This is a genomic window from Novosphingobium resinovorum, assembly GCF_001742225.1.
Lineage (GTDB): Bacteria > Pseudomonadota > Alphaproteobacteria > Sphingomonadales > Sphingomonadaceae > Novosphingobium > Novosphingobium resinovorum_A.
This window is the reverse complement of record NZ_CP017076.1, coordinates 320,107-333,827: the sequence shown is the minus strand read 5'-3', so window position 1 is coordinate 333,827 and position 13,721 is coordinate 320,107. Positions and strand designations below refer to the sequence as shown.

The window sequence follows — 13,721 nt, the reverse complement described above, 5'->3', positions numbered from 1 at the left end:
CGCGAATCGGAGCGCATCACCGGCCGGGCAACTTCGCTCAGCGGGCGCTGGCGAGTTGCACGCGCGAGGGGGTGGAAGCCGTTGCCATGCGCGCTTCGATGCGGGTGCGGATGTCCGCCTTCACCGCCGCGCGGCAGTCCTGCGCCTTGCGTTCGGCCATGAGGTGGACGCGGGCCATACCCTCGCCGCAGACCGAGCGGGCAGCCTGGTCCATGCGGATCGCAAGGCGCTGCTGGCCATCGGTTGTGGCAAGGTCGAGACCCTTGAGGTCAAGCATGACCTGATCGCGGGCAAAGGGGTTTTCGTCGGTCGCTGCCGAAGCCGAACCGGCAACGGTAAGGGCACAGGCGGCGAGCGCCATCAGGCCAATCTTCATCATCATCTCCTGCACACATGTCGAGGACCACTCTGACGGCGGCCGCATACGTCATAGCGCTCTGCAGGGGAACTGACAATCTACCGATATTGGCCGGATTCAGCGGCCGCGTACCACCAGTGCGAGTTCGGTGACGTGGCCGAGCAGACCGATAGGCAGGTCGGCCTGCTGGGTGCCGGGCGCGTCGGCATCGCTCACGCTGACGGCGATGGTCCGCGCGATAGGGGCGGACCAGACTCGCACCGTCTGCAAGGGCAGCACGACCTTCCACGCCTTGCCACCCTCGACAGTCACAGGACGGCCGTTGATGTGCACCGGGGAAGAAGGATCGGAGCGGTGGCCGGAAACTTGCAGGCAGCTACTTTCACCGCACGGCACCAGCTTCGTGGCCGGGCCGGAGGCTGCCATGGCGTTGGAGGTGCCGATCGTAAAAGACGCCGCTGCCACCATCATGATGGCCATGCGGCGACGGTTTTCTGCGGAGAACACCTCCCGCCGCATCACGAATGCCCCTTGGGACGCGATGCGGGAACGGAACCTACTGCCTGCGCGCGTGCCGCGATGCCGTCCCGCAGCAACCTGAGAACCGCCGCGCCCATACTGGAAGGGCGGATTTCCTTGGCTCGAAACTGGAACTTCGTGGCTTTACGCATGCTCGGCAGTCACCTTTTCCCCAGGGAAACAAAGGTGACGCGCCGCCGATCGTCACGGCAGACACAAATTTGCAATGAAGGGCATAGATTTCATCTATGCGCGAGGAATCGCCCGAATGCGGCGGAAAACCTCGTCGATGAACAGTTGCGTGGCGGTATCCCGCTCCGGCTCCGCGCGGGCGAGGAGGAAGATTTCGTACGACGGCTCGAAGTCCGCGTGCAGCAGAGGCCAGAGCAGCCCCCGCTCGATCTCCGCGCGCACCGCCGGGACAGGCAGGAAGCCGATGCCCACGCCGCAGACTATCAGCCGCCGCGCCTCGTTGATGTCCTGCGCAAGTCCCGTCACGCGCGCACCCAGCCCGTAGCGGCGGCGCAAGTGGGTGACGATCTCGATCTCGTCCTCGCCGCCGAGGACGAACGCCTCGTCCTTCAACTCGCGCGGCTGGCTGATGCGATAGCCGAACATCGGGTGGCTGCGACCGCAGTAAAGCTGCTGGCACTCAACGAACAGAGGCTCGTAGACCAGCCCGCCGCGCACGCTGTTGTCATAGCCGATGCCGACCTCCACCTCGCCGCGTTCCAGCGCATCGAGCACCTGCCGCCAGGAGGAGACGCGGATTTCGATGCGAATGCCGGGATGGCGGCGGTGGAAGCTGGCGATGGCCTCGTCGAACTCGGCCGAGACGATGGCCGAAACGATCTGGATGCGCACGATCCCCTCGACCCGGCGGATGGCCTGCGCGATCTGGTGCGGCACGAGGCGCGCGGATGCCAGCATGTCCTCGCACAGCGCCATCATCGCCTTGCCCGCCGCCGTCATCTCGACGCCGTTCGCCGAGCGGACCAGCAAGGTGGTGCCGACGTGGTCCTCGAGCCGCTTGAGCGCGGCCGATATGCTCGGCTGCTGCTTGTTGAGTTCCCTTGCCGCCGCGCCGATCCCCCCGGCGCGCACGATGTCGACGAATGTGCGCATGAGGTTCCAGTCCACCCGGCTGGCGAATTTACGGTCGGTCAGCGGGGTGTCGTCGCTCATGGCAACAGGGGTAGCCGGTCCGAAAGCCGGGTCATAGATGCAATTTATGAAGCGTCCCTGATTGGATGGCACCCAGACGGTACTTAACGGCACCTAAGGGCACTCTACGCCTGATCACTCTCAATTGTATTGCTGTCATCGACCCATCTTATGACCGTCCAACAGGCGAGGTCTGGAGATGGATTCCCGCCTTCGCGGAAATGACGGCGAGTGTTCAGATCAAGCAAGATCACGGGCTACCTGGCCCCCTTGCACTACTTCGCGCGCAGTACCGCGTTCGACCACCATGTCAGCGTGTGCTCGTCATGCGCGGAGGTCCAGACGCCCTTGGGGGTCCAGCGCAGCGCCCCGCTGCCCGCCGCCTTGCCCTTGCGCGCGGCGACCGTCATCGCCTTCGGGTCGATCACCGCGAAGACCTGGTCGTCGGTGGTCCGCAGCCAGACTTTGCCCGCGCCGGTATCGACGTCGCCCCACTTGAGGTTTTCGCCGACCTTGATGCGGCCTGCCAGCGCATTGGTCGCGGGGTCGATCCGTGCGAGGGTGCCGTCGCCCTGCTCCTGCACCCAGACACCGCCCTCGCCCGCGGCGAGGAAGCCCGGCTCCTTGCCGAGTGGGATCTTCGCGGTGACGGTGTTGGTGGCGGTGTCGATGCGCTGGAGGGACTGCTTCGCGGCGCTCACCGCCCATACCGCGCCGAAGCCGTAAGTCAGATACCACGTGCCCGGATCGACCGGGACCGAGGCGATCACCGCGTTGGTCGCCGGATCGATGCGGGCGACGAGGCCCCCACGGTCGTCGGCGCCGTTGTCGCTGGCCACCCAGACCGAGCCTTCGCCCGCGACCACGTTGAGTTCGCCGCTCGAGGCGATGCCGGTGGGGATGGTGGCGACGATCTTCGCGGTCTTCACGTCGATGCGCTTGACCGCCTTTTCCTCGCAATCGGCGACCCACAGCGAGCCAGCGGTGATCGCCATCGCGCCGCAGGGGTGCGCCATCGCGACTTCGGCGAGCTTGCCCCCCTTACCGCCAGCGCGGGACCACTGCTCGACGCGGCCCTTGTTGGTCGCCCAGACGGTCTTGCCGTCCACCGCGAGGAAATCCGCGAAGCCCGGGACCTGAATGACCTCGGGTTCTTTTGCGTGCGCAAAGGCGGGAAATGCCGCCGTGGCAGCCAGAAGCATCAGACCGAACTTGCGCATGGATTTTGCCCCTTTGGTTGCTTGGAGCCCTCTCCCCTTCAGGGGAGAGGGTTGGGAGAGGGGAATGCTCCCGCGCTGGCCCCTCTCAACTGCGGCTAGCGGGACAAGCCCGCAAGCCTTCGTATCTCTCCCCGCAAGCGGGGAGAGAGGCTTATACCTTGCTCGCGATGAAGGCGCGCCAACCACCCAGATGCGTGATGTCCTCCGCCCCGGTCAGCGCGCGCGGTTCGGAGACGAAGCCCTTGACCGTGGTGCCGTCCGCCAGCGTCACGTTGCCGATGGCGAGCGGCGCGGGCACGTCGACGGTGAAGCTGCCGAACTCGGCGACGCCCAGTTCATAGACCTCGACCTTGATCGCGGCGCCCGCTTCATCATGCACCAGCGCGGGCTTGGGCGGCACGCTGTCGGCGATGGCGTAGAGCTTGTAGCTGGGCGCGGTCTCGAAGGCGCCGACGAACTCGGCATCGCGGCTGGTCAGCTGCCAGTGCAGCGGCATGTCCTTCAGATGGGCGCCGACGACGGCGAGCTTCACGGTCTGCATCTTTCCCTCCAGATCGAGTGGCGGTGGCGCGGGCAAGTCCGCGACCGCAAGGTAGGCGTCGGCCGCGTCCAGCAGGGCGCGGTCGGTGTCGGCCGGGCCGATCAGGGTGATCCCAAATCCGGTGGCATTGGCGCGGATACCGGCGGGAACGGCCAGCGCGGCCATGTCCAGCAGGTTCACGAAATTGGTGTAGAGCCCCAGGTTGCTGTTGAGCGCGATGGGCGCGGCCAGCATCTCGGAGACACGGTAGGTGGTGCCGGTGGTGGGGAAGGCCATCATGTCGATGTCGGCCCACAGGAGGTCGGCGTGGCGCTTGAGGTCGGCCATGCGGTAGATGCCGTTGAACAGTTCGACCGCGCTCATCGCCTTGCCGGGCTCGACCACCGCACGCACGGTGGGATCGACCGCGAGCGGGTTGGCGGCGAGGATACCCTCCATCGCGGCGGTCCGCTCGGCCACCCAAGGGCCGCCGTAGAGCAGCTGTGCGGCTTCGAGCAGCGGGGCAAGGTCGATCTCGACGAGTTCGCCCAGCGTCGCCAGCCTGGCGAGCGCCTTGTCGTAGAGGTATTCGGACTCGCCGTCGCCGAAGAACACGCGCTGTTCGCGGCGCGGCACACCGATGCGCCTCACGGCGAGAGGCTGGTCCGCGAGCGGCTTGGAGTAGGGATCGGCCACATCGAAGGCGGCGACCACGCCGTCCACCAGCCGGGCATCGGCGGTGTCGTCGGTGAAGACGGTGATGCAGTCGATGGTGCGGCAGGCAGGGACGAGGCCGCGCGTGGACCAGCGGCCCTTGGTGGGCTTCATGCCGATCAGGTGGTTGAACGCGGCAGGCACGCGGCCCGATCCGGCGGTGTCGGTGCCGAGTGAGAAGGCCACCAGCCCCGCCGCCACCGCGACCGAGGAGCCGGAGCTGGACCCACCGCTGACGTAGTTCAGGTTCGAGGCATTGCGCGGTATCCCGTAAGGGCTGCGCGATCCGTTGAGGCCGGTGGCGAACTGGTCGAGGTTGGTCTTGCCCACGCAGACCGCGCCCGCCGCCAGCAGCCGCTCGATCACGCCGGCATCGTCCTCGGGCTCGTAAGCGAAGGCGGGACAGGCCGCCGTCGTCTCGAACCCGGCGACGTCGATATTGTCCTTTACCGCGAAGGGCACGCCTGCCAGCGGCAGGTCCTCGCCCGCCGCGATGCGCGCGTCCACCGCAGCGGCGGCGTCGAGCAGTTCGCTGCGGGTGGCGCGGCTGATCCAGATCTGCGGCTGGACGGCATTGTAGGCCTCGACGCGGGCGAAAGTGTCCTCGGCCACGGCGACGGCGGTGGTCTCACCGGCCCTGACGGCGGCGGCGATACGGGTGGCGCTCAAACGGGTCATGCATGTTTCCTCAGGGCGAGCATCGGGGCGCCGGGCTGCAGCGACTGGCCTTCGCGCATGTAGAGCGCCGAAACCGTGCCGCTGCCCGGGCTTTCCACCGCGCATTCCATCTTCATCGCTTCAAGGACCGCGATCTTGTCTCCCGCCGCGACGGTATCGCCCGGCTGCACCAGCAGGCGGGTGACGCTGCCGCCATAAGGCGCCTCGACCAAGTCGGAGCCCTCGGGCAGTTCGATCGCCTCCTCGGCGGGCAGGTCCGCATCGGCGAGATCGGCGGCGTGGTCGAATTCGCCGAGGCGCTCCCACTCGGCGCGTTCCTCGTCAAAGGCGGCCTTGCGGCGTTGTTCGAACTCGGTGATCCCGGCGGCGTTCTCGGCCAAGTAAGCGCGGTAGTCGGCGAGGCGGAATTCGCTCGGCTCGATCCTGAGCGCGCGGCGACCGGCGGGGAATTCGCGGCGCCAGTCGGCCAGTTCCTCCGCGCTGACGGGGTAGAAGCGGATCTGGTCGAAGAAGCGCAGCAGCCAGGGCTTGCCTTCGGTGAAGGCTTCGGTCTGGCGATAGGTGTTCCAGACCTGCACGGTGCGCCCGAACAGCTGATAGCCGCCCGGCCCCTCCATGCCGTAGATGCACATATAGGCGCCGCCGATGCCCACGACGTTGGGCGGCGTCCAGGTGCGCGCGGGGTTGTACTTGGTGGTGACGAGGCGATGGCGCGGGTCCACCGGCGTCGCGACCGGCGCGCCGAGATAGACGTCGCCCAGCCCCATGACGAGGTAGTTCGCCTCGAAGATCAGGTTCTCGACCGCGGCCTGATCGGGCAGGCCATTGATGCGGCGGATGAACTCGATATTGTCCGGGCACCACGGCGCATCATCGCGCACGGTGGCCATGTACTTCTCGATCGTCTCGACGATCGCCGGATCGCGCCAGCTGAGCGGCAGGTGGACCACGCGCGAGGGGATCGTGAAGTCCTCGAGGTCGCCAAGCCGCTCCTCGGCGGCGATCAGCATGGCGAGCGCCGCCTTCTGGTCCATCTCCGTGCCGTCGAAATGCAGCTGGAGCGAGCGGATGCCGGGCACGATGTCGATGATGCCGGGCGCGGCAAGGCGTTCCAGCTCGGTCATCAGCGCATGGACGCGGATGCGCAGCTCGATGTCGAGCACGATCGGGCCGTATTCGACGAGGATGTTGCGGTCGCCCTGCTGGCGGTAGACCGTGCGGGGACGGCCGGGGGCCCCAGAATTCTCGGCCGGAATTTCCGCGAGGATCGGTGTCAGCGTCTCCACGCCGCGCGCCGGGGTGGCTGCGGGCACCGCGCCGGTCGCCACGAAATTGCGCTGGGCGGCGTCGGCGGCTGCGGCGTCCTCGATGGTCACCGGGGCGAAGCGCAGCTTGTCGCCGGGAGCGAGCTGGCCGATCTTCCAGCGGTCCGCCGCGATCACCACGAAGGGGCACACGAACCCGCCGAGCGACGGCCCATCGAGGCCGAGGATGATCGGCATGTCGCCGGTGAAGTCCACCGCGCCGATGGCGTAGGGGTTGTCGTGGATGTTGGAGGGGTGCAGGCCCGCCTCGCCGCCGTCAGTGCGTGCCCAGCGCGGCTTGGGGCCGATCAGGCGCACGCCGGTGCGGTTGGAGTTGTAGTGGATCTTCCACTCGGCATTGATGACCATTTCCACGTCTTCGGGCGTGAAGAAGTCCGGCGCGCCGTGCGGGCCGTAGAGGACGCGCAGGGTCCATTCGTTGCCGATCGCGGGCAACGTGACGGCGGCCAAGGCCGCCTCGGTCGGGTCGGAGCCAAGGTGGATCGTGTCGCCCGCCAGCAGACGGCGCGCGGCGTGGCCGCCGAACTGGCCAAGCTCGAAAGTGGCGCGGCTGTCGAGGTAGGGCGCGATATCGAGCCCGCCAGCGAACAGGATGTAGCCCCGGAAGCCGCCGGAGGAGGAGCGGCCCATCGCGAGGGTCTGTCCGGCGGCGACGTCGATTGCGACGCCGCGCTCCACCGGCACGCCGTCGAGCGTCGCGCCGAAATCCGCGCCGGTCAGGCAGATGCGCGCGTCGGAGACGAAGGCCAGCGTCGGGCCGGTGACGGTGGCTTCGAGGCCGACCGTGCCCTCCGGATTGCCGAGCAGCCGGTTGCCGAGGCGGAACGACTGGTCGTCCATCGGTCCCGAAGGCGGCACGCCCACGGCCCACAAGTGCTGGCGGCCGGGCCAGTCCTGCACGGTCGTCGCGGTGCCGCCGCTGACGACGCGGAAGGCGCGCGGGGTGAACACCACGCCGTCGAGCACCTTGGTCGAGACTTCGCCGCTGGTGAAAGCCGGGGTGCGCACCACGTCGCGCAGCCAGCGCACGTTCGTCTCGATGCCGTCCACGCGGGTGGCGTCGATCGCGCGCCGGGCGGCTTCCACCGCTTCCTCGCGGGTGGGCGCGTGGACGATCAGCTTGGCCAGCATCGGGTCGTACCACGCGCTGACGGTGCTGCCCGCCGAGCACCACGTCTCGACGCGGATGTCCTCGGGGAATTCCAGCGCGGTCAGCGTGCCCGAAGTCGGGCGATAATCGAGCGAAGGGTCTTCGGCGTAGAGACGCATCTGCACCGAATGGCCCTTCATCGTCGGCGCGGGCGCATCGAGGAAGGCGAAATCGCCCGCCGCGCCGCGCACCATCCATTCGACGAGGTCGATGCCCATCACCATCTCGGTGACGCCGTGCTCCACCTGCAGGCGGGTGTTCATCTCGAGGAAAAAGAACTCGGCGCGGTCGGCGTCGTAGAGGAACTCCACGGTGCCTGCCGAGCGGTACTTGGCAGCCTCGCCCAGACGCACGGCGGCGGCGTAGAGCGCGGTGCGCACCGCATCCGGCAGCAAGGGCGCGGGCGCTTCCTCGACGACCTTCTGGTTGCGGCGCTGGAGCGAACAGTCGCGCTCGCCCAGAGCCATGACGCGGCCCTCGCCGTCGCCGAACAGCTGCACCTCGATGTGGCGCGCGCGGCCGATGTAGCGTTCGAGGAAGACCCCGGCATCGCCGAAGTTGCTCTGCCCCTGCCGCTTCACGGTGGCGAAACCGTCGCGCAGTTGCGCCTCGTCGGTGCAGACGCGCATGCCGATGCCGCCGCCGCCTGCGGTGGCCTTGAGCATGACCGGGTAGCCGATCGACGCGGCGGCGCTGACAGCCTCCTCCTCGTCGGTCAGCAGGTCGGTGCCCGGCGCCAGCGGCACCTCGTGCGCGGCCGCCAGCGCGCGGGCGCTGTGCTTGAGGCCGAAGGTACGGATGTTGTCGGTGGTCGGGCCGACGAAGACGATGCCCTCCGCCGCGCAGGCCTCGGCGAACTCGACGTTCTCGGCCAGGAAGCCGTAGCCGGGATGGATCGCCCCTGCCCCGGTCTCCTTCGCCGCGGCGATGATGGCGGGAATGTTGAGGTAGCTTTCCGAAGCCTTCGCCCCGCCGATGAACACGGCTTCGTCGGCTTCGGATACGTGGTTGGAGTTCTCGTCCGCCTCGGAATAGACCGCGACGGATTTCAGGCCCATCCTGCGCAGCGTGCGGATGATGCGGGTGGCGATCGCGCCCCGGTTCGCGATCAGGACGGTGTCGAAGCTCATGCGGTGACGATCATCCGGACTGGAGTGGGGTTGAAGCCGTTGCAGGGGTTGTTGACCTGCGGGCAGTTGGACACGACGACGATCACGTCCATCTCCGCCCGCAGGTCCACGGTCAGGCCCGGCGCGGATATTCCGTCGACGATGCCCAGCGACCCGTCGGGTTCGACAGGAACGTTCATGAAGAAGTTGATGTTGGAGACGATGTCCCGCTTGCCGCGCCCTTCGAGGAGGTTGGCCTCCAGGAAGTTCTCGACGCAGGCGTGTTCAGATTTTGTGTGATGACCGTAGCGCAAGGTATTGGATTCGCAAGAGCACGCGCCGCCGATGGTGTCGTGGTAGTCGACCGAGGTAGCGGCGATGGTCATCAGCGCATTGCCCTCGTTCGAAAGCAGCTTCGTGCCTTCGCGCAGGAACAGGTTGCCCTGCGCCGCGACGGTATCCTGCGCGGAGTAGCGCTCGGCATCGTCGGCGGCGGAATAGAGCAGGAAATCGACCGCCTGATTGCCTTCGAGGTCGACGATGCGCAGCGTCTGCCCGGCCTTGACGTGATGCAGCCAGGGCGCGCGGGCGGGGACGACGATGTCGTGGATGACGGTGCCGGTGAGGCCGGACATGTGAGGATCGGTGCTCATGATCGCGTGTCCCTTGTTCAGCGGCGGAAGTAGTCTTCGACGTTCTCGAAGGCGCGCAGGCCTTCGGGCGTCGCGGAGCGGACGGGGTCGTCCTCGCCCGTCACCGGACCGCGCCATGCCGAGGCGCGCAGCGGCGTCACGGTGTATTCGGGGCGCGGATCGAGGACGTGGGGGACGTTGGCGATCACCACGATCACGTCCATCTCGGCACGCAGGATCACGGAGCGGCCGGGCTCGAAGGGGCCGACCTCAGGCGTAATCGCGCCGTCCGCCTCGATCCGCGCGCCTTTGAACAGCGTCACGCAGGGATGGACATCACGGCGGCCGAGCCCATGCTTGGCGGCGCCGAGAAGGAAGCGGTCGCGGCCGCTCGGGAAGGCACCGGAGTTGCGGCCCTCGCCGTACTTGGCGAGGTTGATCGCGGGGTTGGAGGTGCCGCAGAAGGTATCGTGCGTGCCGGCGTCGTCAGCGACGATGCTCATCATCACGCGGCCCATGTCGGAGAGCAGCAGCCTGCCTTCGCCGAGATAGGCGTTCCACTGGACCTTCACCGTGTCCGCCACGTTGAGGCGCTCGGTTGGCATCTCGGCATTGAACAGCAGGATCGAGGCGCAGGCGTCGCCCTTTCCGTCGATCAGCCGCAACCGGGAGCCGCGCGTCAGGCGCCGCGTGGCGTAACCGCCCGCCGCGATCGTTTCCTCCCACACGAGGTCATTGGCGCCGACATCTGCAGGCAGGTCGTCGGCCACGGGAGGCAGCACCGGCATGCTCTCGACCACGGTGCCGCCCTGGGCACGCGCATGGTCTCGGGCTGCGAGCGGATCGGCCAATGTTTCGGTCATGAATGCGCTCCGATATTCTTGAAGTCGTCTCCGCTCTGGTCGTAGAGCGGCGGCAGGAGGGCGGTGGTGGTGACCAGCTCAAGCTGCTGCACCCCGCGCACCCGGCGGATGGCGTCGCACAGTTCCTTCAGCCGCACGGCCGGACCCTGCACGAGAAGAACTTCGAGGGACTGGTCGTCCTCCAGCACGACATGCTGCGAGGAGATCACTTCCTTCAGGTAACTGGCTTGCGTCTGGGAGAGCTGGTGCCGCACGCGGCCCCGCTCGCTGCGGTAGACGAGGGTGATGGTGCCCGCGAGCATCTCCTCGGGCCGCATCAGCGAACCGTGCTCGGCCAGAGCATGGCGGATCAGTTCGGCGATGAGCTGGGAGCGGGAAGGCAGGCCGCGTTCCGCCACCATCATGTCGAGCTGTCTGAAGAGGTCTGCCGGAAGGCTCATGCTGAGCCGAGCCAGGCTTGCGGAGTCTGTGCCCATGCCCATTCTCTTTTCAGGTATTACGATTTACGTCAATCGTAATATTTAAACTAATTGCATTCTTTCTTTTCCGTCATCCCCGCGAAGGCGGGGACCCATCTGATGACTGTGCAACAGGCACCTTCAGGAGATGGATTCCCGCCTTCGCGGGGATGACGGAAAAGGGGGTAGACGCGATCACCCGGCAGTCTCCTCTTCCGTCTCTTCCGCCCGCTCGCGCATGGGCAGGTCGTAGACGACCGTGGCTCCAAAGCGGTGCGGCGCGTGCGGATCGTGCCGGCGCTTGTCGAGCGCAAGGACGCGCGTGCCCAGCGAGAATGCCTCGCGAATGTCGTGCGTCACCATCACGATCGTCAGCGAATACTTGCGCCACAGATTGCGGATGAGCGCGTGCATGTCGGCACGAATACCGGGGTCGAGCGCGCCGAACGGCTCATCGAGCAACAGGATGCGCGGCCGCTTGACCAGCGCCTGCGCGATGGCAAGGCGCTGCTGCATGCCGCCCGACATCTGCGCGGGGTAGAGGTCGAGGCTATGGCCGAGGCCCACCGCCGTCAGCATCTCGGTCGCCTCTTCGACGGCGGCGCGGCGGGCGCTGCCGAACAGGCGGCCGAGCACCGGGGCCTTCTCGCATTCCAGCCCGAGGATCGTGTTGCGCAGCGCGGTCAGGTGCGGAAACACCGAATAGCGCTGGAACACGACGCCGCGATCCGGTCCGCATTCGGGTTTGAGCGGCGTGTCGTCGAGGGTTATGACGCCCCGGCTCGGCCCTTCCTGCCCCAGTATCAGGCGCAGGAAACTGCTCTTGCCCGCGCCGGATGGGCCGACGATCGAGACGAAGGCGCCTTGCTCGATGTCGAGGTTCAGCTTTTCGATGATGATCCGGTCGCCGTATTCGACCCAGACGTCGCGGAAGCTCAGGAGGGTGCTCAATGGCTTTCTCCATGTGCCCAGGGAAACAGCCGGTGGCTGAGGAAAGTCAGCGCCATGTCCATCGCGATGGCCAGCAGCGCGATCCACGCGACGTAAGGCAGGATCACGTCCATCGAGAGGTAGCGGCGCACAAGGAAGATGCGGTAGCCGAGCCCCACGTCGGACGCGATCGCCTCGGCCGAGATCAGGAACACCCAGGCCGGGCCGAGTGCGAGGCGGATGGCGTGAAGCAGGCGCGGCATGGCTTGCGGCAGGGCGACGCGGATCATCACCTGCCAACTGTTGGCGCCCAGCGTCAGCGCCTTGATCACCTGCTCCCGGGGAAGCGCGGAGACGTGGGCGGCGATGTCGCGGATCATGACCGGCGCGATGCCGATGACGATCAGCGCGACCTTGGAGGTTTCGCCGAGGCCCAGCGCGATGAACAGGATCGGCAGGAGCGCGATCGGCGGGATGACCGCGATGCCGGTGACCAGTGGGCCGAACGTCGCGCGCACCGGCGGCAAGACGCCGAGCGCAAGGCCCACCACCAGCGCCATCAGCGTCGAGATGCCAAGGCCGATGCCAAGGCGCTGCAGGCTCGCGAGGGTGTCCGCCCAGAACACCAGCTGGCCGGTGAGCTGGTCGGGCACGAAAAGCAGCGCCGACATGCTCTCGGCCATGGAGCCTGGCAGCGGCAGGATCTTGTCGGCCGGGTTCACCGCATGGCGGCTCGCGGCCATGACGATGTAGACCAGCAGGAGCAGCAGGATCGGAACCGCGCCGAGAAGCACCCGCCCCCCTCGCCCGACCTGACGATTCACCCAGCGCATTGTCGTGATCCCACCTGTGGAGTGTTGTTTTTATCCCGCCTCACCACCGCGACCCTCGCGCGGTAACGGACGGTTCTAGAGCTTGCCGTCGGCGGCCATCTTCATGAAGCTGTCGTCGAAACGCAGCGTCACGCGCTGCGCATCGCCCAGCGTCTTGCCGCCGGGGAAGGACATGCCCACCGCATCGGCCGAACTGGCGCCCTTGAACAGCCCCTTGGAGAAGCTGAAGTCCCGCACGCGGGTCATCGTGGTGACGAGCGCGGGCGCGTCGGTCGCGGCGACGGCAGCCTTGGCGTCGGAATAGAGGAAGGTCGTGCTGAGCTGGCTGTCGAACGCTTCCGGCGTGGCGCCCGCGAGCTTGGCCATCGCCGCGCGGGCGGCCTTGCCCTCGGCGTCCTGACGCGTCATCAGCGCGGTCGTCTCGTACCAGATGCCCGCCAGCGCCTTGCCGAGATTGGGGTTGGCTTTCAGCGTGGCGGTATCTACGCAGAGCAAGTCGAGGATTTCGCCCGGAATATCTGCCGAGCTGAACACCAGCTTCGCGCCCGGCTGCGCCTTCATCGCATTGAGTTGCGGGTTCCACGCCACCGCGACCTTGACGTCGGGGCTGGCGAAGGCGCCGACGATGTCGGCATCGCCGGTGTTGACCGTCTTCACGTCCCTGAGCTGCATGCCGACCGAGTTCAGCCCGCGCGCCAGCAGGTAGTGCGACACCGAAAGCTCGACGAGGTTGACCGACTGGCCCTTGATCGCCTTGAGGTCGCCGCCCTTCATCAGGATGCCGTCATTGCCGTTGGAATAGTCACCGACGATGATCGCGCTGGTGTCCTTGCCGCCTGCTGCCGGAATCGTCAGCGCATCCATGTTGGCGACGGTGACGCCGTCCAGCTTGCCCGCCGTGTACTGATTGACCGACTCGACGTAGTCGTTGACCTGGACGATGTTGATCTTGAGCCCGTACTTGTCGGCCCACTTCTTCACGATGCCGGCCTGCTGGGCATAGGGCCAGGGCATCCAGCCCGCGTAGATCGACCATCCGATGTTGAATTCGGTACGCTTGGGCGCTTCGCTCGGCGCCTGCGAGCAGGCGGCGGTGAGAAGTACTGCCGGCATCGCGGTGGCCATCAACGCGGCCTTGGCAATGCTGCGGATCGATACGATCATGACTCGGTCCCCTTTCGCAGTGCAACATTGCTGCGATTCGGATCGTTGTCCATCAAAAATTATTACGGTGCGCGATTTTTGTAA

General features: G+C 67.0%; 12 protein-coding genes. All 12 read right to left on the bottom strand.

Annotated features, from left to right (window positions below):
- Positions 1–37 precede the first annotated feature (37 nt).
- Positions 38–376 (bottom strand): UrcA family protein, encoded by a 339-nt coding sequence (locus BES08_RS19185; RefSeq protein ID WP_008831935.1) that lies wholly within the window; start codon positions 374–376, stop codon positions 38–40.
- 99 nt (positions 377–475) lie between these two features.
- Positions 476–838 carry a hypothetical protein gene (locus BES08_RS19180; RefSeq protein ID WP_231958283.1) on the bottom strand — a complete coding sequence of 121 codons (363 nt, stop codon included), beginning with the start codon at positions 836–838 and terminating at the stop codon, positions 476–478.
- 285 nt (positions 839–1,123) lie between these two features.
- Positions 1,124–2,062 carry a LysR family transcriptional regulator gene (locus BES08_RS19175; protein ID WP_036525059.1) on the bottom strand — a complete coding sequence of 313 codons (939 nt, stop codon included), beginning with the start codon at positions 2,060–2,062 and terminating at the stop codon, positions 1,124–1,126.
- A gap of 254 nt (positions 2,063–2,316) precedes the next feature.
- Entirely contained in the window at positions 2,317–3,261 is a 945-nt protein-coding gene (locus BES08_RS19170) for a Vgb family protein (protein WP_036525061.1), read from the bottom strand.
- Between the two features lie 151 nt (positions 3,262–3,412).
- Positions 3,413–5,173: an allophanate hydrolase gene (gene atzF, locus BES08_RS19165; RefSeq protein WP_036525063.1), complete on the bottom strand. Its 1,761-nt coding sequence runs from the start codon at positions 5,171–5,173 to the stop codon at positions 3,413–3,415.
- Positions 5,170–8,778, bottom strand: a complete 3,609-nt coding sequence (uca, locus tag BES08_RS19160; RefSeq protein ID WP_069709368.1) for an urea carboxylase — start codon at positions 8,776–8,778, stop codon at positions 5,170–5,172. Before uca ends, atzF begins: the two co-directional genes overlap by 4 nt.
- Complete coding sequence (locus tag BES08_RS19155; RefSeq protein WP_036525067.1) at positions 8,775–9,410, bottom strand: urea amidolyase associated protein UAAP2; 636 nt, start codon at positions 9,408–9,410, stop codon at positions 8,775–8,777. Before BES08_RS19155 ends, uca begins: the two co-directional genes overlap by 4 nt.
- 17 nt (positions 9,411–9,427) lie before the next feature.
- Entirely contained in the window at positions 9,428–10,252 is an 825-nt protein-coding gene (locus tag BES08_RS19150; RefSeq protein ID WP_036525070.1) for an urea amidolyase associated protein UAAP1, read from the bottom strand.
- Positions 10,249–10,728, bottom strand: a complete 480-nt coding sequence (locus BES08_RS19145; RefSeq protein WP_197524482.1) for a CopG family ribbon-helix-helix protein — start codon at positions 10,726–10,728, stop codon at positions 10,249–10,251. Before BES08_RS19145 ends, BES08_RS19150 begins: the two co-directional genes overlap by 4 nt.
- Before the next feature lie 177 nt (positions 10,729–10,905).
- A complete protein-coding gene (locus tag BES08_RS19140) occupies positions 10,906–11,661 on the bottom strand; it encodes an ATP-binding cassette domain-containing protein (RefSeq protein ID WP_036525072.1) in 756 nt (251 codons plus the stop codon).
- Complete coding sequence (locus tag BES08_RS19135) at positions 11,658–12,473, bottom strand: ABC transporter permease (protein WP_008831945.1); 816 nt, start codon at positions 12,471–12,473, stop codon at positions 11,658–11,660. The genes BES08_RS19140 and BES08_RS19135 overlap by 4 nt, the downstream gene beginning before the upstream one ends.
- 75 nt (positions 12,474–12,548) lie before the next feature.
- A complete protein-coding gene (locus BES08_RS19130) occupies positions 12,549–13,637 on the bottom strand; it encodes a putative urea ABC transporter substrate-binding protein (RefSeq protein WP_036525075.1) in 1,089 nt (362 codons plus the stop codon).
- Between the last annotated feature and the right edge of the window lie 84 nt (positions 13,638–13,721).